At 50.5% G+C, this 20,301-nt stretch carries 20 protein-coding genes and 1 pseudogene; 11 read left to right on the top strand and 10 right to left on the bottom strand.

Going from position 1 to position 20,301, the window contains the following annotated elements; genetic code table 11:
• The first annotated feature begins 117 nt into the window (after nt 1-117).
• From FHS90_RS06765 to FHS90_RS06755, 3 genes are read left to right on the top strand one after another with little or no spacing between them, the layout of a single operon-like run.
• Nucleotides 118-1,245 (top strand): 5-(carboxyamino)imidazole ribonucleotide synthase, encoded by a 1,128-nt coding sequence (locus FHS90_RS06765; RefSeq protein WP_182512463.1) that lies wholly within the window; start codon nt 118-120, stop codon nt 1,243-1,245.
• Complete coding sequence (gene purE, locus FHS90_RS06760) at nt 1,242-1,766, top strand: 5-(carboxyamino)imidazole ribonucleotide mutase (RefSeq protein ID WP_182512462.1); 525 nt, start codon at nt 1,242-1,244, stop codon at nt 1,764-1,766. The genes FHS90_RS06765 and purE overlap by 4 nt, the downstream gene beginning before the upstream one ends.
• Nucleotides 1,767-1,775: 9 nt before the next feature.
• Complete coding sequence (locus FHS90_RS06755) at nt 1,776-2,303, top strand: GNAT family N-acetyltransferase (RefSeq protein WP_182512461.1); 528 nt, start codon at nt 1,776-1,778, stop codon at nt 2,301-2,303.
• Nucleotides 2,304-2,382: 79 nt separating this feature from the next.
• On the opposite strand, the gene FHS90_RS06750 is transcribed toward FHS90_RS06755, so the two are convergent.
• Both FHS90_RS06750 and FHS90_RS06745 read right to left on the bottom strand, forming a co-directional pair.
• Complete coding sequence (locus FHS90_RS06750; protein ID WP_182512460.1) at nt 2,383-3,204, bottom strand: IS982 family transposase; 822 nt, start codon at nt 3,202-3,204, stop codon at nt 2,383-2,385.
• Nucleotides 3,205-3,460: 256 nt separating this feature from the next.
• A complete protein-coding gene (locus FHS90_RS06745) occupies nt 3,461-4,684 on the bottom strand; it encodes an outer membrane beta-barrel protein (protein ID WP_182512459.1) in 1,224 nt (407 codons plus the stop codon).
• 207 nt (nt 4,685-4,891) lie between these two features.
• On the opposite strand from FHS90_RS06745, the gene FHS90_RS06740 reads away from it, so the two are divergent.
• Together FHS90_RS06740 and FHS90_RS06735 are read left to right on the top strand one after the other, a co-directional pair.
• Entirely contained in the window at nt 4,892-5,470 is a 579-nt protein-coding gene (locus FHS90_RS06740) for a histidine phosphatase family protein (RefSeq protein WP_182512458.1), read from the top strand.
• Between the two features lie 189 nt (nt 5,471-5,659).
• On the top strand, nt 5,660-6,589 hold the full coding sequence (locus tag FHS90_RS06735; RefSeq protein ID WP_074988007.1) for a glycerophosphodiester phosphodiesterase family protein: 930 nt from the start codon (nt 5,660-5,662) through the stop codon (nt 6,587-6,589).
• Nucleotides 6,590-6,671: 82 nt separating this feature from the next.
• On the opposite strand, the gene FHS90_RS06730 is transcribed toward FHS90_RS06735, so the two are convergent.
• Both FHS90_RS06730 and FHS90_RS06725 read right to left on the bottom strand, forming a co-directional pair.
• A complete protein-coding gene (locus FHS90_RS06730) occupies nt 6,672-7,292 on the bottom strand; it encodes a 3'-5' exonuclease (protein ID WP_182512457.1) in 621 nt (206 codons plus the stop codon).
• A 211-nt stretch (nt 7,293-7,503) separates the two neighbouring features.
• Complete coding sequence (locus FHS90_RS06725) at nt 7,504-7,746, bottom strand: hypothetical protein (RefSeq protein ID WP_066839336.1); 243 nt, start codon at nt 7,744-7,746, stop codon at nt 7,504-7,506.
• 501 nt (nt 7,747-8,247) lie between these two features.
• Between FHS90_RS06725 and FHS90_RS06720 the strand changes: the two genes are divergently transcribed.
• From FHS90_RS06720 to FHS90_RS06705, 4 genes are all read left to right on the top strand, one after another.
• Nucleotides 8,248-8,775 carry a hypothetical protein gene (locus tag FHS90_RS06720; protein WP_182512456.1) on the top strand — a complete coding sequence of 176 codons (528 nt, stop codon included), beginning with the start codon at nt 8,248-8,250 and terminating at the stop codon, nt 8,773-8,775.
• A 167-nt stretch (nt 8,776-8,942) separates the two neighbouring features.
• On the top strand, nt 8,943-9,329 hold the full coding sequence (locus tag FHS90_RS06715; protein WP_182512455.1) for a hypothetical protein: 387 nt from the start codon (nt 8,943-8,945) through the stop codon (nt 9,327-9,329).
• A 216-nt stretch (nt 9,330-9,545) separates the two neighbouring features.
• A complete protein-coding gene (locus FHS90_RS06710; protein WP_182512454.1) occupies nt 9,546-10,070 on the top strand; it encodes a hypothetical protein in 525 nt (174 codons plus the stop codon).
• 264 nt (nt 10,071-10,334) lie between these two features.
• Entirely contained in the window at nt 10,335-10,991 is a 657-nt protein-coding gene (locus tag FHS90_RS06705; RefSeq protein WP_182512453.1) for a hypothetical protein, read from the top strand.
• A gap of 584 nt (nt 10,992-11,575) precedes the next feature.
• Here FHS90_RS06705 and FHS90_RS06700 read toward each other — a convergent pair.
• From FHS90_RS06700 to FHS90_RS06675, 6 genes and pseudogenes are all read right to left on the bottom strand, one after another.
• A complete protein-coding gene (locus FHS90_RS06700; RefSeq protein ID WP_066834263.1) occupies nt 11,576-11,998 on the bottom strand; it encodes a response regulator in 423 nt (140 codons plus the stop codon).
• A complete protein-coding gene (locus FHS90_RS06695; RefSeq protein WP_182512452.1) occupies nt 11,995-13,275 on the bottom strand; it encodes a sensor histidine kinase in 1,281 nt (426 codons plus the stop codon). The genes FHS90_RS06700 and FHS90_RS06695 overlap by 4 nt, the downstream gene beginning before the upstream one ends.
• Nucleotides 13,276-13,452: 177 nt before the next feature.
• Nucleotides 13,453-14,430 (bottom strand): annotated as a pseudogene (locus FHS90_RS06690) (PLP-dependent cysteine synthase family protein); the annotation flags it as partial.
• Nucleotides 14,431-14,508: 78 nt separating this feature from the next.
• Nucleotides 14,509-15,198 carry a carboxypeptidase-like regulatory domain-containing protein gene (locus FHS90_RS06685; RefSeq protein WP_182512450.1) on the bottom strand — a complete coding sequence of 230 codons (690 nt, stop codon included), beginning with the start codon at nt 15,196-15,198 and terminating at the stop codon, nt 14,509-14,511.
• A 75-nt stretch (nt 15,199-15,273) separates the two neighbouring features.
• Nucleotides 15,274-16,101 carry a hypothetical protein gene (locus tag FHS90_RS06680; RefSeq protein ID WP_153042690.1) on the bottom strand — a complete coding sequence of 276 codons (828 nt, stop codon included), beginning with the start codon at nt 16,099-16,101 and terminating at the stop codon, nt 15,274-15,276.
• A gap of 249 nt (nt 16,102-16,350) precedes the next feature.
• Complete coding sequence (locus tag FHS90_RS06675; RefSeq protein WP_182512449.1) at nt 16,351-17,586, bottom strand: metallophosphoesterase; 1,236 nt, start codon at nt 17,584-17,586, stop codon at nt 16,351-16,353.
• Between the two features lie 150 nt (nt 17,587-17,736).
• Between FHS90_RS06675 and radC the strand changes: the two genes are divergently transcribed.
• Both radC and FHS90_RS06665 read left to right on the top strand, forming a co-directional pair.
• On the top strand, nt 17,737-18,444 hold the full coding sequence (gene radC, locus FHS90_RS06670) for a RadC family protein (RefSeq protein WP_182512448.1): 708 nt from the start codon (nt 17,737-17,739) through the stop codon (nt 18,442-18,444).
• Nucleotides 18,445-19,371: 927 nt separating this feature from the next.
• Nucleotides 19,372-19,980, top strand: a complete 609-nt coding sequence (locus tag FHS90_RS06665; protein ID WP_182512447.1) for a DUF1684 domain-containing protein — start codon at nt 19,372-19,374, stop codon at nt 19,978-19,980.
• The last annotated feature ends 321 nt before the right edge of the window (nt 19,981-20,301 follow it).

Raw genomic sequence — 20,301 nt, 5'->3', positions numbered from 1 at the left:
CAAGGCGCATTTACGGGAAATAAGCCAAATGGGTTTTAATTATTGCTAAATCCGTATTTTTACGCGATAAACATTTTCTTGCCGATATATAGCAAGAGTGTAATATTTTTAAAAAATATGAAAAATTTAAGATTGGGGATTCTGGGGGGCGGTCAGCTGGGACGTATGCTTATTCAGGCGGGGTTAGACTTCAATCTACACGTGCGGGTGCTAGACCCTGATGAGAATGCCCCCTGCCGTTACCTCTGTGAGGAGTTTGTGCACGGTGACTTCAAAGACTATGACACGGTGTATGCCTTCGGGAAGGGCTGTGAGGTGCTGACCATTGAGATTGAGCACGTGAACGTGGAGGCGCTGTTCCAACTGGAGAAGGAAGGCGTACAGGTGTATCCTACGCCTGCCTCGCTGAAAACCATCCAGGACAAGGGCCTGCAGAAAGAATTCTTTCAGCAGAACTCCATTCCCACCGCAGAGTACAGGCTGCTGAAAGACACTGCAGCACTGGAGGCGAACTTAGATTTCCTGCCGGCTTTTCAGAAACTCCGCCGCGGCGGGTATGATGGCAATGGCGTAGTGCGGCTTTCTTCTGCCAGCGACATGCCTAAAGCTTTCCAGGGCCCCACAGTACTGGAGAAACTGGTGCCCTTTGAAAGGGAGATCTCTGTGATCTGCGCCAGGAACACCAAAGGCGAAGTGAAGGCCTTTCCGGTGGTGGAGCAGGTCATGCACCCAGAGCATAATCTGGTAGACTTTCTGCTGGCTCCCGCCCAGATTGCCTATAAACTGCAACGCCTGGCCATTGAGATTGCCACGCACGTGACTACGTCTCTTGACATAGTTGGTCTGCTGGCGGTAGAGATGTTTGTGACCCAGGACGGGCAGATTCTGGTGAATGAGGTGGCCCCAAGACCCCATAACAGCGGGCACCATACCATGAAAGCCAATGCCACCTCCCAGTTTGAACAGCACCTGCGGGCTATTTTAGGATTGCCTTTGGGTGACACCGAACCCCACTGCCCCGCAGTTTTGCTTAATCTTCTGGGTGAAGCGGGCTATTCTGGCCAAGCCGTGTATGAAGGGCTGGGGGAAACACTGCAGGAGCCGGGCGTGCACCTTCACCTCTATGGGAAAAAGTTTACCCGCCCGCACCGCAAAATGGGCCATTTAACCGTGCTGGCCCCCACCATTGACGAAGTAAAACAGAAAGCAGAACGCGTAAAGAATATACTAAAAATTATTGCATGAGCCAAGCAGAGAAAAGTGCGCCGCAGGTAGGCATCATTATGGGCAGTCAGTCTGACCTGAAAGTAATGTCAGGCGCCGCCGATATCCTGGAGCAGTTAGGGATCCCGTTTGAGTTGACCATTGTGTCTGCCCACCGTACGCCCCACCGCATGGTGGAGTACGCTGAAAGTGCCCGTAAAAAAGGCTTGAAAGCAATTATTGCCGGAGCCGGTGGCGCCGCCCACCTGCCGGGCATGGTGGCCGCCCTGACCACTTTACCGGTCATTGGTGTACCTGTTAAGTCCAGCAACTCCATTGACGGCTGGGATTCCATCCTGTCTATCCTGCAGATGCCTAACGGGGTACCGGTGGCTACCGTGGCGTTGAACGGAGCCACCAATGCCGGGTTGTTGGCGGCCCAGATTTTAGGCACCACCAATGCCGTAGTGGCAGATGCTCTTGAGAAATACCGCACCACCCAGCGCGAGAAAGTAATGCGCTCAGTGGAGCAGCTGCACCGCGGAGACATTGACGTTGATTAACCACCCGTTTTGATACACTTCCTTCAATTGACAGATTCTGCCACGCCCGGGTTCGCTCAGGCGTGGCAGTTGTATGAAGAGGCGTTTCCAGAAGCGGAGCGCAGAAGCCCAGAACAGCAGCAGGCGTTGCTTGGGGAACCGCAGTACTGTTTTCTGAGCTTACTGGATAATACTACTTTTAAAGGTCTGCTTGGGGTGTGGCAGCTGCCGGGGTTCTGTTTCATTGAGCACTTTGCCGTAGTGCCTGGCCTGAGGGGACAGGGAATAGGGAGCCAAGCGTTGCGTCAGTTCATGCAGTCTTCGGCTACGCCCATGGTGCTGGAAGTGGAGCCGCCGCAGACAGAGAGCAACCGCCGGCGCATCAAGTTTTATGAGCGGCTCGGCTTCTGCCTGAATGGGTTTGATTACCGGCAGCCGCCGTACGCCCAGGATAAACCCTGGGTACCGCTGCTCCTGATGTCTTATCCTGAAAAACTCTCTACCACTACCTTTCAAAAGGTGAAAGAGCAGCTGTACAGAAACGTGTACCAGGTGTAGTTTCTGTTGTTGGGCTACTTTTCAGAAAACACCCTAAAAACAGACGTTGAGCATCTTCTTAAATAACTTAAGTTGCGAGTTACTCGATGATTTGATTTAAGGTATAGGCGAAGATAAACAGGATTAGCTTTAGGATGAATCCCTGTGGTGTGACGGCGTGTATTTTTTTGGGGAAGAAATTAGTGATGCCGGAGAAGGTGGTTTCGATGCGCTTGCGGTAGTGGTTTTTAAGGAAAGCGATGTGTGGTTCATCTGGTCTTTTGCTGTTTGACTTGCGGCAGGCGAGCAGCTCCACCTGCTCGCACTCATTTAGCAGGTCCTCCACCTCATAGCAGGTGTAGCCGGCGTCTGCATAAATGCGGCTGCCTTCTGGCAGGTCCAGGGGCATGGCCTGGAGCGCCGTTACATCGACAAAGGATCCGGCCTGGATGAAAAAATCCACTGGCACCCCTTCCTGCGTGGTGATGACTTGCACCCGGAAGCCATAGAAGTAGCGCCGTTTGCTCACCGACTTGCCCCGGTAAGCTTCCCCTTGCAGCAGGTGCGAGCGGGCGATGCGGATGTTGTCGCACACGGCCACGGGAAAAGAGTCGATCAGGTAGCTGCAGGAGGTATTGAGTTGCTTCAGGCTACGTGCCAGGGCCGAGAAGAGGGCCAGCAGCTGGGGCTGCAGGCGGTGCAGGCGACGCACGAAGCCCGACTTATCGATCATGCGCACCCCATGGTGGTTTTGCATGTAAGAGCAGGCCGAGTGGAGGTTGCCGTAAAAGAAGCGCGCCGAGAGCAGCGCCGTGGTCAGCACCTCGGCATCGCTTAACTTGCAGTGAATGTCATCTTTCCTGCCGATGGCATGGAAGAAATCGTCGATAAAGCAGTATATTGTAATGGTCTGTTCTGTCATGGCTTTTACGGTTTAAAAGGTTCTCAAACTTTAAAACGTACCAGAGCCTCTGGCAGAACAGATTTTTTTATTTTAACCCTCCTGGAGTATTACGCAACTTGAGTTAAATAGTTGACTCGTCTGCGAGAACGGCCATGCAAAGCGCTGGCCAAAATTGTATTGGAGGCCCATAATGGTGCCTTGACGGCGAAGAATGCGCAAAGGCAGGTTTCTGTCATAGCCTTTTCCGCACAACCGTCTATATTCAAACATGCCCTCAAAAGGCAAAGCCCACTGCAACGGAAATTTGTTGCGTTTTGGTAAGGATGCCCATATACTCAGAGAACCCGTTGCCCCCTTCATACCTTGCTTCCAGCGTTATCTGGTGCTTTGGCCAGGCCGGCAGGATTAGTCCAACGCCCGCAAGGTAGCTCTGGGCATACTTCCGGTAGTCTTTCAGGTAAGGTGCCTGCTCGGTTGTACTGCTGCTTTGATGAATAAGGGTTCTGGTCATTTCTGTCTCATCTTGAACAGATACTGCGTAGGCATTGGCAAAACCAACGTTCACAAAAGGGGTAAGTTTGCCTACCGGAAAAGAGTACCGCAGTACCAGGGGGAGTTTGAGGTAGTGAAACTCCAACAGAATATCATAGTCATACCGTACTGCAGGTTCAGATTCTGTGACCGTTTTAGAGTACTTGTGGGGTTGGTACTGCAGCTCAAACTGCAGGGCAAGTTTGTAGTTCAGCCAGGGGAGCGTGAGTTGGTAGAACAGGCTGGCCGTAGGCTGAAAAGAGGTAAACGTCTGGTTATACCGGGGCCGCACAGAGCTGGCCTCTACTTTGAGGGTAGTGTGGGTGGCGCCCGTTAAAACTCCCCAGGAAGAAACCGTCTTTTTGGGTTGGGCCACATAGCTCTGGCCCGGGGGAGTGCCGCACTGGCTGTTATAGTCAGACACGTATTTGATGAGTTCTTTTTCTCTGAACTGCAATGGTTTGGCTCTGGCAGCCAATGCTGGGCAATGGCTGAAGGCTTCCTGCAATGTGCCTCTGAATAGATTGTAGGGCACAGACACCCGCTTGCCTTGCACCATTTCAACGGCTTTGTACTCCACCAGCTCCCGCAACGAGTCGTTTTGCTGGAGGTAAAAGTGGTCTTTAGAATCTGCGTCCCGGAACAAATAGAGACTGGCGTTCCCTTTCACCAGCACGGTGAAGAAATGGAAACGGGCCGTGTCACCGGTTCCCAGCCTCTTAGTTTCAAAATGATAGCCCGCCTGCAAACCATAGCCCTCAATCTCAGTAGGAGAATAGATTTCCGCCGCGGCTTCCGGTGACCTTTTAAAGACAACTTTGGCCGCGCTTCTGCGGTCGCCCCTTTGGTCTACCAGCCCGTGTACCGTGTCCTGCCGCTGGAGAATGTACCCTGGTTTGAAATTACGTTGCGCAAAGGCAGATGGAAACAACAGCAGGAGCAGGCAGGGGAGGAGCAGTTTTTTCATGTAGAATGGCTGGGAGACAAAACTAAGACAATTACTGGAACACAGGCATAGGCGGCAAAATTTGTGCAGCCTTCAAAGGAAGTAAGGAACGCCGGAAGCCTGAGGTGCTGACGCTGTTCAGTAGCACTTCCTGTTTTAGACCTGTTTTTCTGAAAATAGACCTAAAACGCAGGAAACAGTTTTGTGCCAAATACGCTATGCTCCAGTATGGACTCCGGCAGAAAACAACAAATCTTCCTCATTCGGCACGCCAGGCCTCTGGTTGACCGCCGCGGCTGGTTCAGCAAAACCCAAGCGCAGCAGTTTTTGCAGGACTACCAGGTGGCAGAGGTGGAGGAGATCTTATCCCCGCAACTACCTCCGGTACTTCCTCCGGTTAAAAAAGTCTACTGCAGTCCGCTGCCCCGGGCCATGGCCACTGCGCACATGCTGTTCGGGCCGGAGGCCGAACTGGTGGTAGACCCGGTGTTCAGGGAGTTTGAAAGCAGCATCTGGGGGCTGCCGATGGGGAGGTTCCCGTTAAGCTGGTGGCAGGTTCCGTCTAGGGTTCTATGGTTTTTGGGGCTTCACCAGAAAGGCATGGAAAGTTTCAGGAAAGCCAAAGTGCGGGCCGCGCTGGCGGCAGAGCAGTTAGCCCAGGAGGCGGGGGCGAAGGGCGTGGCGGTGCTGGTGGCCCACGGTTTTGTGAACGAGTTTATCAAACGGGCCCTGGTTAAAAAGCAATGGGAAGTGCTGGTGAACGGTGGGCGCGGCTACGTAGGCGTTACCCAACTAGGGCGCGAGTAGCGTTTCAGGCCTGTTTTCTCAAAAACAGGCCGAAAACAGAAACTGTTACGCTGCCACCTGCGGGGCCTGGTACTCCAGGGGAGGCAGATCAACTTGTTACCGCTTCAGGCATTTTAAGAAGAGTCCCCTTCAGGCTTTGGGGGATTGAAACAAATAAATATATTGGCTGCCAACTAACCCGCACGTTCTATGCGACTCACGCAATTTACGGTTGTTCCGGCCTTGCTGCTGCTGCTAAGCTGCAGCCCCTCCCAGCAAATGCACGCCCCGGTCCCCAGAAATCCTTTAGACACAATTTTAAAGGAATTCCATTCTCCCCAGGGAAAACAGGTGCTGGTGGTGGCGCACCGCGGCGACTGGCGTAATGCCCCTGAGAACTCCTTGCAGGCCATTCAGAATGCCATAGACATGGGCGTAGACATTCTGGAAATAGACATCCAGAAAACCCAGGACGGCCATTTGGTGCTCCTGCATGACCAAACCCTGGACCGCACCACCAACGGTAAGGGCAAAGTGGCTGACCATACGCTGGCCCAGGTCAAAAAGCTGTACCTCAAAGGCGGGCACGGCGTTGTCACAGAGCACCGCGTTCCCACCCTGCAGGAGGCCCTGCTGCTCATGAAAGGCAAAGTGATGGTGAACCTTGACAAAGGCTATGATTATTTTAGAGAGGCCTACGCGGTACTGGAAGCCACCGGCACGCGGCAGCAGACCATTCTGAAAAGCGGTCACCCTTACGGCAAAGTGGCCCGGGAAAATGGGGAGGTCTTGCAAAAAGTCCCCTTTATGCCGGTGGTGTGGCTGGAGAAGAAGGAGACCCGCCAGATTATGGCAGACTACCAGCGGGAGCTGAAGCCCGCGGCATTTGAGATTGTCTTCAAAACCGATACCTCTGCCGTGCTCCAGGAGTTTCAGGCCATTAAAAAGGGCGGGGCCCGGGTGTGGGTGAACACGCTGTGGCCAAGCCTCAACGCCCGGCATCATGATGATTTGGCCGTGGAAGGACAAAAGCCTGATGAAAGCTGGGGCTGGGTTCTGGAAAAGGGAGCCAACATCATCCAGACAGACCGGCCAAGGGAACTACTGGCGTACCTCCGCCGGCGCGGGCTGCACCGGTAAGCCTGTAAGGCGACACTTCACGGGCGGTGTCTATTTTCGGCCTGTTTTTCAGAAATCAGGCCGAAAACAGACACCGCTATTTTTAATAGGGAAAGCTTTTTCTGGGTTTGGGCGCTTTTTTCACAGAAGAGGCGGTGTAGCCCCCGTCATAGAGCCGGCCGAAGTTGATTTTCAGTTTCTCAGGGAACTCCACCAGGTTGCTGCAGTTTACCTGTCTCAGCGCACGCAGGGTCAGTTCTGCGCAGGCGTAAGAATCTGCCGCGGCCCGGTGGTGCTTGAACTGGATGCCGTGCCGGTTGCAGAGCGACTTGAGATCATACTGCGGCAGCCCCTGCCATACTTGTTTGGAGAACTGCACGCTGCAGGCGTACTGCAGCTCAGGGAAGGGGAGTTGGTAGGTGTTGAGGGTGGCGCGCAAAACGCTCATGTCAAAGCTGGCGTTATGGGCAATGACCAGTTGGTTCTGCAGCAGCGGCTTCAGCTCGTGCCAGAGGTGGTGAAACTCCGGGGCGTGGGCCACTTCCTTTGGCTGGATACCGTGCACGGCCATGTTAAAGCTGTTGAAGTACGGGTAAGATTTGGGCTTGATGAGCCACGCCTGGGTGTTGGTGATCTGCCCGTTCCTGACAAAGGTTAATCCAATCTCACAGGGGCTGTCCCGCTCAGGGGTGGCGGTTTCAAAATCAAGGGTGACAAAATCCATGCAGGTACTTTTTTGAGGCCGCAAGTTACAACGGTTCTGTGGGAAGACCTGCGCACACTGCGGGTTAATCAAAAAAGCCATAGGGGGAGGGCGGTTGCGTTTTGGGGCTGTTTTAGGAAAAACAGGCCAAAAACAGGAAAAGGGTTTTCGGCAGGGCCGAAAAAAAAGCCACTCTTTAGTAGAGTGGCCTTAGGTGCTGGTGTTGATTTGTTTAGTTGAGCCCAATGGGGTTTGACACCTTCTTGAAATCCAGGTCCAAATAATTCGCAGCAGACAAGGCCTCTTCTAAATGCTTATGCCCCTCTTTTCTGATGGGGTATAAACAGCCTTCTTCATCTAGTACAGCAATAGGGCTGACCTCAGGCAGCACCTTCAGGGTGGTCTTGGCAAGTACCAGTGTTTCCTCTTCTAAAAAGGCGGGGGTACCGTTTCGGGAGTAGATGGCGTAATGCATAAATTTTTTCGTAAGCTTCTGTTTACGAGGATGTAATGCATTGGTTGTGAGAAGCTTTTAAGAGCTTGATTAAATTTTGATTTTGCAGGCGAAAATGGGGAGCGAAAGGATCTGGCAATGCATTCTTTGAGCAGCATAAGAGCGCTATGGAGAGAGAAAAAGACGAAGTCAGGTTCTTTTGATACCCCTTTGCAGACCGAAAGACAACTTTAAACAATTTCTAAATTTTTTTAAAATTTTCAGGGCTTGTTCAGTAAAGTAACTTCCAGTGAAAAAGAACTAAATTAATATTTGTACCAAATCTGATATTTCAATAGTTTAGTATTATTCATCTTCTATTTCATTAAGTATCTAACTAAATAATTTTTATTAACTATACTTGAAATTCATGAAAAAGTATTATTTCCTCTCTTCGCCCTTGCGGTTGTTCTTTTCTTAGGAAGTTGCCAAGAAGATGATAGTGTACTAGGCCAACAATCTGATCCTCAAAATCTAACTGTTTTGCAGGCTCAAGAATTTTATTCTTCTGAAATTGCAAACTCAAAAGGTAAAACTGGTAGTGAAAACAAGAAAAAGACTAAGAGGGTTTACCCTAATGTAATGCCGCAATGGCAAAAGGCTAAAATTGTGGAAGATATGCGGTATCACGTAGTGGAGGTACCAGTTAAGATGGAAAAAAGTTTAGCGTTTAAATTAGAGGGATCAACTGTAAAGCCAAACGGCAATTCTAAACTTCTAGTTTTAAAGGATAAAAGAACAGGAGAACTGATTGCAGCACTAATGCATGCATACTCAACTACTGGTGTTGAGTTGACTAAAATTGAATACAAGACAAAGCCAAAAGACTTCAGCGGTTTAATCTTCTACACAACCTTAGAGGGTGTTTTTGTAAACGGTTATTCTTATGAGAAAGGTAAACTTGTTGCCTCGGTAAAAGAGTCTGTCATTGAACAAAAGCAATCTGCTCGCAGCTATTGTAATGACTATGGTTATGTAAGATATGGGAGAGAACTTGTACAGTCAGACTAGAAGGCCCTGACTATTGTTCTGAGCCCTATCTGGTTGGATATGAGTCTGTACCTCTTTGTCAAACTTTCTATACAGAGCAACTTGAGCCAGCTGATGGTTGGGATGGTGGCGGGTATGGTGGTGGAAATATAGTAGTAATTGATATTCCTAAAGTCTTATCTCCAAGGTTGGACAATTTAATAAATACCTCCACTCTTACAGATGCTGAGAGAGCCAAACTGGAGAGTATTCTGAATAAAATCTTTGAGAATTGTACCGGAGCCGCATTATTAAATGCATTACATTCAAATAATTTAAAATTTGACTTCAAGACAAATCCAAACCTGAACGGATTAGGCAGCTACAGCCCGATTGAAAAGAGCATAACTTTCAAAGGCGTAAATTCTATGAACTTCGGCACGCTCCAAGAGGAACTCTTCCATGCCTACCAAGACAAGTACCATCAAGTAGGCACTGCCCAATACCTGGGTAAGCCCGGCAGCGCCAACATTGAGTTCGAGGCTAAACTGTTTAGCATGATAAATGAACTATACCAATCTGGAATGCTTGCCTAAATGATTACAGATGCTGATTTCAATGCTTGGGTTTATACAGTAACCAATGATGGAAGAACTTTGCCAAGTTCCTTTTCTCAATTTGGTCTTGATTATTATAAGTTTATACCTGCCTTTAAGAATGCCTTTCCGGACTATGCCAATACAATTGCGAGCGATTTGGAGCCAGGCGCGATATTCAATGTGTACAATTCTTCAAACTGTAAATAAAATTTTATGAAAGCATTAATCATGTTATCCGCCATCGTCGTGCTGTCCCTACAACTGGGCATCTGCCTCGGGCAAAACGCATTTGAACGCAGCAATGCAAAGGGAAAAAGTACCACTTATAAAATAACCGGCTCTTCAAATAATTATAAGGAAGCTATTGCTGTCGCAAATGGCAAAAATATTATTAATGAAAAGTTAAAAAAGAATCCCCCACCCCATTTGACTAATATTGAACTGATTTCTGAACTTAAATTAAATAATATATTTTTATCAGCACTAGGCACGAAAAGGCTTGAACAACTGTCTACGTCAGATTACAGTATGTTGATTACCTTTTATGTTAATGACTTAGGCAAGATATTAGAGTTAGAGTTCATTCTTCCTAAGACTACAATAATTACTCCAGCAGAACTTGAAATATTAGAATCAATGATTTTGAAAGAGCTTTCTTTCAAACTGAATCAAAATGAAATGAATGGAGCTAAACTATTTCAGCTTCTTAAGCTACAACGCTACAAGGATTTGCTTTAGCTGCACTTAGTTCTATAATGCTATAGAAAAGCCTTGCTTATGTAATAGTATTTCTATGGCATTAATAAATCCGAATTAATAAGGCTTTCTACTATAGTTAAACCAGGCATGGGGCTCGAATATACTACGACAGCAACTAAATAAGGCAAAAAGCATATAGCTACTACCTATGGGGCGGTTTTTTTTTGCCAGGTGCATTAAATTTTTATTACCAATTATTTTCAAGTAAAATTAAAACATAAATGGATAAACTGGAAGGAGGAAATGTTAGTAGAATTAATGTCGGCCTTAATTTCTTATCTTCAAATCAAGCTTCTAGTCCTGTGTTTCTTGGTTGGGGAGGTTGTAAGTAATATTATGAAAAATGAAGCAAATCAAATAATTAGTGTAATAAAAGAGGCCTATCCAAGTTTGCAGGAATATAGTTTTGATAAGTACCCTACCAATTCAAGTCTGCCTGAACTTTCAAAAATATGTAACCTTGCCGAAGCTAATAATGGAATATGGATTTCTTTTTTAGATTACCTAAAAAAGTACTATGGTGAAGAACAAGTTACTGATAACACATTGCTGATACTTAAAGAGCCCTGCTATAGGTGTGCAATTAAGAATCTTAATGAAACTGAGGTTGTAGAGGTTTTTAATATTCAAATTAGTGTACTTGTTAAAGGTTTTTATATCTATTTCCAAAGGGTAGAAAGAGAACCCATAATGAAGAATATTAAAATTTATAACCCGGAAGAATTTGAATCAGGCAGCTATCACAAAATAGTAGGACAGGTTTCTCAATACTTTCCTTATCACCAACTTCTTGATCATCGTTTTGTTTTTTCAGAGGTTTCAGATGTTAAAGTGCCGAATAAGTATAGTGATGAAAAGGTGAAAGTCTTTGATTGTATATTCAGTGATAGGATGTTGTGATGGTTTGTGTTTTTTAATATGATAGAATATATCCTCTTAAAAAAAATACTGCATTGTGGAGAGATATATTTTTTAACAATATTCATTTTTCTGTTAGTTTACTTCTTTAAGTATCAATTAATCACTTTGTCTTTTGTTATACCCTATATTAAAGATGTGAACTCCTCAAGTTATGAATAAATTGTTTTATTATAATTCATGCCTTGTCATATTTCTGTGTTTTTCATGTGTGCAAAACAGTTACCTAGGGAGTAAAAGGTTCCCTAACGAATATGGCCAAATCAAAGTTTCAGTTTTTTCTAATGGACATCCTGATAGCGTCATCTTCAGGGGTAGGTTCTTGGATAAGAAAACATCTACGGGGGGGGGGGGGGGGGGGGGGGGGGGGGGGGGGGGGGGGGGGGGGGGGGGGGGGGGGGGGGGGGGGGGGGCGGGGGGGGGGGGCTTGTGGGGGGTTCACAAATATTTAAATAATATTCTTGCGCGGGCGCGCCCGCCTTTTTCCGGTGTGGGTGTTTTGGGTTTTTTTTTAAAAAAAACCCCCCCAAACCCCCCCCCTGTGCTTCCTGTTCCCAATTGCGTAGCTACTCCGGGAAGTATGTTTCCAGCAGTTCCTGCACTTTCTCTGCCGTCAAGGGCTTGGTTAGGTAAGCCACGCCGCTGGCAGAGGCCCGCTCAGTATCCTGGCTGTGTTCTGAGGTGGTGAGCAGGGCCAGGACCACATCGCGCCTGAAGTCTTCATTCAGACGGTTGAAAAGCTCCAGGAACTCAAACCCGTCCATGACGGGCATGTTGATGTCCAGCAGGATCAGAGACGGCTTGAAATACTCTGGGGCTGAGGCATCATAGTGCCCCTGGCTGATGTTGTATAAGTAATCAAAAGCCTGTTTCCCGTTGCGGAACTCCTTAATTCTATCAGTCAGCTCCATCCTGCTGAGCAGGCGGTTGTTCAGGAAATTGTTGGTATCGTCGTCATCTATGAGCAAAATGCCCTTTAATTTTTTCATGCCTTATTTGAGGTGTCTTTCACATGGGGAACGAAATAAAGAGAGAAGGTGGTTCCTTCGCCCAGCGTGCTCTGCACTTTCACTTTCCCACGGTGGTTATCCATGATCCGTTTTATGATGTATAGCCCCAGCCCGCTTCCTTCAACGTGATCATGAAACCGCCGGAAGAGTGAGAAAAGCTGCGGCCCGTGCCGCTCCAGGTCCATGCCTATGCCGTTGTCCCGCACCGCAAGGACTATGGAACGCTCCTGCAGTTGAGAAGTGAGGGCAACGCGGGTAGGCCTTGACGGCTCCCGGTACTTTAAGGCATTGGTGAGCAGGTGGTACAGCAGGCTGTGCAGGTTCTCTCTGGAAAAATACACCGCCGGTGCCCCGGAAAAATCTGCCGTTATCTCAGCGTTGGCCGTCTGGATCAACGCTTGCAATTGGGTTTTCACCGCAGCCAGCACCTCTGAGAAGGACACCATCTCCAGCCGCCCCTGGTCTACCGGACGTTGAATTCTACTGACTTCGGCCAGGTTGTTCAGCTTGCGGTTGATCTGCGACACAGAATTGTCAAGCCGCGTGAAAAGGTCGCCAAGCGCCGGGTTGTTGGGCGGCAGCTCCTCTTTGATCACCTGCACCAGCCCGGCCACGTTCAGCACCGGCCCTTTTAGATCACGGGAGGCGTAGTAGACAAAATCATCCAGGTCAGCGTTGAGGCGCACCAGTTCATAGTTTTTGGAGATCAACTGCTTCTCTGTGCGTTTGCGGGTGTCTATCTCCCGCTCCAGGTCTTTGTTGGCGGCATTCAGCTGCCGGCTGCGCTGCTGCACCCGGCGTTCCAGCTCCTCCTGGGTTTCCCTGAGCGCCGCCTGGGCTTTTTCCCGTTCCTGCACCTGCTCCAGCAGCTCCTGGTTGGCTCTCTGTAACCGGATCTGGCTGGGAATGGCCAGCAGGCCGGGTATGGCCTTGTACAGCAGAAACGCTGTGACCACCGCCGCCACCCCCAGCACCAGCTTCACAATGAGAAGAACCGGCAGCCACTCCCGGGTCCCCACCAGGTTGATCACGTGCACAGATGCCGCCAGCAGCGCCATTACCCCAAACAACAGCAGCACAATGCGCCGTTGCAGGTCATCACGCTTTACAGTAAGGTAGAAGAGCAAGGGCGCCACACACAGATACGCCACCGCCGCCAGCAGTTCACTCACCCAAAACACCCATCCTACCTCAGAGGCAGCGGCATTGGGCGAAATCTGCGCTTGTAACTGAAACAATAGCACCAGATGAGTCATAAGAGGTTCAACTTAAGTAAAACGGTGCCCATTGGGGTAAAGTTGTTTATAAAATTCCTGAAAGACTATTTCAATGGAAAATACCGGCGGGCATGAAGCAAAACGGCCAGCCGGATTTGCTTCCGGCTGGCCGTTTTGGGGTTGTTTTCAAAAAAGTAGCCGGAAACAGACGGGCTAGTCCAGGTACCCTTGGGCACGCATCCAGTCATCATTGTAGATTTTGCCCAGGTAGCGGGTGCCGTGGTCTGGCAAAACCACCACCAGCGTGTCTTGCTCAGTGAGGTGCTCTTTGGCATATTCCAGGGCTCCGTACACGGCAGATCCGCAGGACCAGCCTACAAACAGCCCTTCTTCTTTGGCCAGACGGCGGGTCATGAGCGCCCCGTCTTTGTCAGTTACCTTAATAAAGGTGTCTATGAGGCTGAAGTCAACGTTCTTGGGGAGAATGTCTTCGCCAATTCCTTCTGTCGCGTACGGGTAGATTTCGTTTTCGTCAAAGACGCCGGTCTCCTTGTATTTTTTGAACACCGAGCCATACGTGTCAATGCCCACCACCTTGAGGTCTGCGTTTTGCTCTTTCAGGTATTTGGAGATGCCGCAGATAGTACCTCCCGTGCCCACGCCCGCCGCAAAGCAGGTAATTTTACCGTCTGTCTGCTGCCAGATCTCCGGGCCGCTGGTGTCATAATGGGCAGCGGTGTTAGAGAGGTTGTCATACTGGTTGGGGTAGAACGAGTTGGTAATCTCCTGGTTCAGGCGCTTGGCTACTGAATAATAGGAATCTGGGTGCTCTGGGGCCACATTGGTGGGGCATACCACCACTTCAGCACCCACCGCTTTCAAGATGTTGATCTTCTCTGGGCTCTGCTTGTCAGACATGGTGAAGATGCACTTGTACCCCTTGGCAATGGCGGCCAGCGCCAGGCCCATGCCTGTGTTTCCAGAGGTTCCTTCTATAATGGTCCCCCCCGGTTTGATGATGCCCGCTTTCTCAGCGTCTTCTATCATGCGCAGGGCCATGCGGTCTTTTACAGAGTTGCCCGGGTTGAAGTATTCAACCTTGGCGAGCACGGTGGCTTTCACCCCCTCGGTTACCTTGTTCAGCTTAACCAGCGGTGTGTTGCCTATGGCTTCAACTATATTATTGAGATACATCTATGCGTGTTTTAGTCTATTACTCAGAGTCAACCACAAAAGTAACCAAAAAATTCATACCTGCCGGACAAGGGGGTACTACCACCGCGGGTCATAGAAACTGGTGGTGTCTTTGAACAGCCGGTTGTACCGCAGCCGGGCCTGCCGGAGGGAGTCCTGCCGGAGAATGGCTCTCTCAGCGGCCTTCTGCCGGTCGCGCTCCTCTTTGAGCTGGGAGAGCCGCCGCCGCTGCTTGCCTTCTTTTGAGAATTGGTCATAGAGGAAACTGAGCGGGCTGGAGAAAATAGCAGGGTCTTCTGGCGGGCTGGGCGGAATGATGATGCGGGGCACCATGGGGTTCATGCGCGGCTTAGGCGCTGGCGGACGGGGCTTCATGTTCCGGAGCACGCGGTCTACCTTCTCCTGGCTCAGCTGTGACACCCGCACCTCCTGCAGTTGCACGCTCTCCTCCTCCAGCAGAATATTGGTTCTGAGTTCAGTTACGCTGCGCAGGGCCGGCACATAGACTTTCTGCTTGTAGCCCAAAGCCTTGAAGACGAGCGTATCTGAGGCCGGCATCTGCACCCTGAACCTACCTTGGTCATCTGTGGCTACGCCCGCGCCGTTGCTCTTCTGGTACACAGAGGCGCCTGCAACAGGGGTTTTATCTTTTGCCTGCAGCACCTGGCCACTTACCCACACGTTGTGCCGGTTGGTTTGCGCTTGCAGGGCAAGCAGGGGTAGGAGGCTGCAGAACAAGAAAACAAGAAAGCTCAGGCGCTTCATCATAGAAAGGAAGGCAATGCTAAAAAGGAAAGGCTTGCCCTTTTGTGGGCAAGCCTTTCAAAGTTAACGAGAGAACGGTTAGTTCTCCATTTTTATTTTAGTGTTTTCGGTTTTGATTTTAGACTCGTTACCGTCTTTTTTGATTTTGGTGTCTCCAGATTTATATTTCACTTCGTCACCGTCACGTTTCAGTTTGGTATCACCAGACTCATACTTGAACTCATCACCGTCCCGCTTGATTTTGGTGTCACCGGCTTTGATCTTGGCCTCGTCACCGTCTACCTTCATCTTGGCTCCGCTGTCAGTCTTGTACTTCATGTCCATGTCATAGTACTTGGTGCGGTTGGTCTCATAGAGCTTGAACTGCTGGGGCGTTAAAAAGCCTTTCACCTCTACATCTACATTGCTGTTGATAGACTCCAGCTCGTCATAATACTGGCTGGGGTAGTCACTTGAGTAGGAGGCACTGGACTGCATATTGCTGCCGCCGCTGCTGCTACCGGACATACCGCTGTCAGTGGCCATGTCATCAGACATCATTTGATCGTCCATCATCATACCACCGCTGTCTGAGGCAAGCCCCGCGCTTTGGTTATTGCCACTGAACCGCATCTCCAGCTCGTCCATCTGGCGGGCACGGTTATAGAACAGGGTACGCAGGCGGGCCTGGGCAGCGGTGTCTAATGACAGGTCCTGTGAGACCCGGGTGGCCATGCGGTTGGCCCGCTCCCGGTACTCAGAGTCATAATCATAGTTGAGCGAAGAAGTCTCTTTGCTTTCGCCAGCGGCGCGGTCTGGCGTCTGGCTGTCGTTTTCATTGGTTTCTCTGGAGGTGCCGGCGTCTTCGCGGCATGCGGTGAAAGACAAGGCCCCTACCGCCATCCACATGAATAATAGCTTTTTCATAACAGTTGTATCAGTTTTCAGGAAACCGGCACAAAGAAGTGCCCTGGTTTCCCCCATTGATACGGCAGCGCCCTGGTCAGGTTTTTACCCAATTGCACTATTTAAATAATCCCCAGCTATCATCCTTGCGCCTTCTACAGGTTTACAAAAGCAAAAACCGCTGTTTTTGGCCTGTTTTCATAAAAACAGGCCAAAAACAGCGGTTGCACTTCCAACTAAAAAAACCTTACATAATTCCGCGAAGCGGGTCTATGCTCCCGCCCGTTTGAATTCAAAAACCGTGATCTCCGGCAGAAAGCCCACGCGGCCATGGTAGCCCAGAAAACCCAGCCCCACGTTCACATACAGGTGCTGTTTGCCTCTTTTATAGAGTCCCGCCCACTGCTTGTACACGTATTGCACGGGGCTCCATCTAAACCCGGGAATGTTGACCCCAAACTGCATGCCGTGGGTGTGGCCAGAAAGGGTAAGGTCAATATCCTGGTATTTGGTGTTCACCTCACCGTCCCAGTGCGAGGGATCATGCGAGAGCAACACCTTGAACGGAATGTCTTCTGTGCCGGAATGGGCGCGGGCCAGGCTGCCGTAGCGGGGGAAGTGCATGCGCGTGCTCCAGTTTTCTACGCCCAGCAGGGCAATGCGCTGCCCGTTGCGCTCAAAGACGCGGTGCTCGTTCAGAAGCAGGTCCCAGCCGGCGCGGCGCTGGTGCTGTTTAAGCGCTGTAAGGTTCTCCAGCTTCGCCTCCCGGCTGCTCCACTGCACGTAGTCCCCGTAGTCATGGTTCCCCAGAATGGAATAGACACCGCTGGGTGCTTTTATCTTGGCTAAAATGGGCACGTACGGCTCTAGTTCTGTGGCTACGTTGTTTACACTGTCACCGGTAAACACCACCACATCTGCGGCCTGCTGATTAATGAGCGCCACGGCTTCCTCCAGCGGTTCACCTGAGGAGAAACTGCCCGCGTGCATGTCTGTGATCTGCAGCAGCCTAAACCCGTCAAAGGCCGCCGGCAGGTTGGGGAACTGGAGCGTCACCCGCTTCACCTGGTACGAGTACGCCCCTTTCACCATGCCCCAGATCAAGGTCGCCAGCGGAAGCGCCCCCATGACCAGGGCCAGCTGGTTCAGGAACTTGTGGCGCGACAGGTCAAACTGGGGCTTCTCCGGCCCCCGGAAGGTGTTGGACAAGAATTGGGTAAGCCGCACCAAATCATCAATGAGCAGGAACAGCACCACCACCAGTTTAGAGATGAAGAGAATGAACAGCACGTTGGCCACCTGCATGCGCATAGGGTTGGGCGCGGTGCCGCGCGAGAGCAGCGCCAGCAACAGGGTGCCCAGGGTAAAGAGGCTCACCGCCCAATAGCCAATGTACATGGCCTTTCTCAGCCCCGGCGCCCACGTGTCGGTAACTGTGCGCACCGCCTGAAAAACATAGATATCTATCAGTAAAACGAGTATTAACGTAATGATCAGTCTGGTCATATTTCTTTAAATCCTGAAGCAAAGCGGCAAATCTATGTTGCAACAACGAAGGATGTACGTGAAATTGTAACGCCGCGGTGAACTATTTCTAACGGGTTAGGCTTGTAGAGTCAATTTTGACCTGATTTCAGAAAAACAGCCCAGAAACGCATGTCTACCGTCTACGTTGCCGCCGCCCCGCTCTCCATCAAATCCTGGGCCGAAGAAGACCGCCCCCGCGAGAAACTCCTGCTCAAAGGCCGCGCCGCCCTCTCAGACGCCGAGCTCATTGGCATTCTCATTGGCTCCGGCACGCCCAGCCTCAGCGCCGTAGACGTAGCCAAACTCATTCTGAACGCCGTAGACAATGACTTGAACGCCCTGGCAAGACTCACCGTCAAGGAACTGCAGAAGCACAAAGGCATAGGTGAAGCCAAGGCCATCTCTATTGTGGCCGCGCTGGAGCTTGGCCGAAGACGCAAGGAAGCCGCGCCCGCGGTGAAAACCCGCATCACCTGCTCCACTGACATTTATGAGTACATACGCCCGCACCTGCTGGACCTGCCGCATGAGGAGTTCTGGATCATCCTTTTAAACCGCGCCAATGTGATTATGAAGAAAATCCAGATCAGCAGCGGCGGCGTGGCCGGCACCGTGGCTGATCCCAAGCTCATCTTCAAGCACGCCCTGGAGAACCTGGCCAGCGCCCTTATCCTGGTGCACAACCACCCCTCGGGCCAACTCAAACCCAGCGCCGCTGACATCTCGCTGACCAAAAAACTGCAGGAAGCCGGAAAAGTTTTAGACCTGCCCATCCTGGACCACTTGATTTTCACCGATAGCAGTTACTACAGCTTCGCCGATGAGGATTTGCTTTAGGAATGGCCGGTAGTTCTTTCATAAAGGAAGGCAGTTGCTGACAAGTGGCTGCCTTTTCTGTTTTAGGCCTGTTTTGGGAAAAGTAGGCCGGAAACGGAAATTGGCGCAGACGCTCGCAGGTCCTCCGGACGCTACGAGGTCTTGGGAGCAGGCGGTATTGCGGGGGTCTAGGTTCCTGTTTTTTGCCTGTTTCCTGAAAAACAGCCTGAAAACGCAAAGACGCCCTTCCTTCTCCCCACAGGAGAAGGGTAGGATGAGGGGGTTTAGAGGGAAAAGGCAGGAGTTCCTGGCATAGACCTCACAGGTTTCCAAAACCTGTGAGGTCTTTTGAGCAGGCAGTGTTTCGGGGGCAAACGAATTGAACCTCCCCCTCCGAGGAGGGGAGTTATCTGGGAAACGTAGACCCGCTGGTGTAAACATCCCTCTTCGCCCCCTTACCGTTAAGTTCTACTAAAAGAGGTCGCTCTTCCGAATTTGCAATCCGGAAGCAGGTACAGAGGGGATTTGAAATCCCCGTTCCCTTCTCTCTTGGCTACTGTAACAGATTGCAAAACTTCAGGATATTATCATTCAGGATGGCAAATCCCGAACAGCGGAGAACTTAACGCCCCTACCCTTCAAAGGGGAGTATTGGTAGAAGTAATAATTGTAAGAAGGGTTGCTGTTGCAAAACACGTTGTCAACCACTATTCAACAATATTCCCCTCCTCAGAGGGGTACGGGTAGATTCCTTGCATCTTACACCGCAATACCGCCTGCTCCCAAGACTTCGTAGCGTCCGGAGGACCTGCAAGCGTCTGCGCCAACTGCGTTTCCGGCCTACTTTTCCCAAAACAGGCCCAAAACCACATTTCCACCTCTTGCAAAAATCAACTGAACAAGCTGTCAATTTCTTTCCGAACTTTGCGGGCTCAACCACCTGCCTCCATGAAAGGATTCAAATACATCATCATCCTGGGCGTATTGCTGATTATTGGCTACTGGGTCTCAGACCTGTTCTACAATGATGAGAGCTACAGCCAAGCCGTCTTGAAGTACCGTGAAAACAAAGACCTTAACTTCCGGAGCGTCACCAATTCACCGCTGCCCGACTCGGTACGCCGCCGGTTTGACAAGCTCACCTACTACGCCCCCACCCGCGACTATGAAATCACCGCTGATTTTATGGCAGAGGAACGTCCAGAACCCGTTGCCATGCCCATGACCACCGGCACGCAGGAACCCTATTACGTGAAAGGCAAAGCCGAATTTGAGCTGGACGGCCAGACGCATACGCTCACCCTGTTCCAGAAAGCCGGTTCCACGGCAGACACGCTTTTCATTCCGTTTACTGACCAGACCAACGGCTTTGAGACCTACGGCGGCGGCCGTTACCTGGATGCCATTCCCAACGGCAAAACCATTGTGCTGGACTTCAACAAAGCCTACAACCCGTTCTGCGCCTACAACCCTGAATTTGCCTGCCCCATGCCTCCGGCCGAAAACCGTTTGAAAGTGAAGATCCCCGCGGGCGAAAAAGAATTCGCTCTTAAATAAACTGAGAAGGCCGCCGCCGCTGGCGCGAGTCTCCAGACTCGTGCCGATGGATGAGTGGAGTCTCCAGACTCCATTTTTATTTATGTGGTTCCCGGCGAGTCTCCAGACTCGCACCACTACAAGTCACGAGACTGAAGTCTCGCGCCAGTTGATTTTGCGTTTTCGGCCTGTTTTGGCCAAAACAGGCCGAAAACGCAAAATCTACTCCCCTCTCCGTGGGAGAGGGGCCGGGGGTGAGGTCACAAAATAACGCCCCTCCACTATCCATGTTTACCAGTTTTTGGTAATTTTGAAAATTGTAGCCCAGAAACGGCACAAAGT

Source organism: Rufibacter ruber (assembly GCF_014138425.1).
Lineage (GTDB): Bacteria > Bacteroidota > Bacteroidia > Cytophagales > Hymenobacteraceae > Nibribacter > Nibribacter ruber_C.
The sequence above is the reverse complement of the archived record's forward strand: the minus strand, read 5'-3'. Positions and strand labels throughout refer to the sequence as shown.

Coding starts and splice junctions, on each gene's coding strand:
- FHS90_RS06675 (WP_182512449.1), bottom strand. CDS start 17,586: ATGACCAGACTGATCATTACGTTAATACTCGTTTTACTGATAGATATC.
- FHS90_RS06695 (WP_182512452.1), bottom strand. CDS start 13,275: ATGACTCATCTGGTGCTATTGTTTCAGTTACAAGCGCAGATTTCGCCC.
- FHS90_RS06705 (WP_182512453.1), top strand. CDS start 10,335: ATGTTAGTAGAATTAATGTCGGCCTTAATTTCTTATCTTCAAATCAAG.
- FHS90_RS06730 (WP_182512457.1), bottom strand. CDS start 7,292: ATGGATTTTGTCACCCTTGATTTTGAAACCGCCACCCCTGAGCGGGAC.
- FHS90_RS06710 (WP_182512454.1), top strand. CDS start 9,546: ATGAAAGCATTAATCATGTTATCCGCCATCGTCGTGCTGTCCCTACAA.
- FHS90_RS06700 (WP_066834263.1), bottom strand. CDS start 11,998: ATGAAAAAATTAAAGGGCATTTTGCTCATAGATGACGACGATACCAAC.
- FHS90_RS06680 (WP_153042690.1), bottom strand. CDS start 16,101: ATGAAAAAGCTATTATTCATGTGGATGGCGGTAGGGGCCTTGTCTTTC.
- purE (WP_182512462.1), top strand. CDS start 1,242: ATGAGCCAAGCAGAGAAAAGTGCGCCGCAGGTAGGCATCATTATGGGC.
- FHS90_RS06685 (WP_182512450.1), bottom strand. CDS start 15,198: ATGATGAAGCGCCTGAGCTTTCTTGTTTTCTTGTTCTGCAGCCTCCTA.
- FHS90_RS06765 (WP_182512463.1), top strand. CDS start 118: ATGAAAAATTTAAGATTGGGGATTCTGGGGGGCGGTCAGCTGGGACGT.
- radC (WP_182512448.1), top strand. CDS start 17,737: ATGTCTACCGTCTACGTTGCCGCCGCCCCGCTCTCCATCAAATCCTGG.
- FHS90_RS06745 (WP_182512459.1), bottom strand. CDS start 4,684: ATGAAAAAACTGCTCCTCCCCTGCCTGCTCCTGCTGTTGTTTCCATCT.
- FHS90_RS06725 (WP_066839336.1), bottom strand. CDS start 7,746: ATGCATTACGCCATCTACTCCCGAAACGGTACCCCCGCCTTTTTAGAA.
- FHS90_RS06750 (WP_182512460.1), bottom strand. CDS start 3,204: ATGACAGAACAGACCATTACAATATACTGCTTTATCGACGATTTCTTC.
- FHS90_RS06665 (WP_182512447.1), top strand. CDS start 19,372: ATGAAAGGATTCAAATACATCATCATCCTGGGCGTATTGCTGATTATT.
- FHS90_RS06735 (WP_074988007.1), top strand. CDS start 5,660: ATGCGACTCACGCAATTTACGGTTGTTCCGGCCTTGCTGCTGCTGCTA.
- FHS90_RS06740 (WP_182512458.1), top strand. CDS start 4,892: ATGGACTCCGGCAGAAAACAACAAATCTTCCTCATTCGGCACGCCAGG.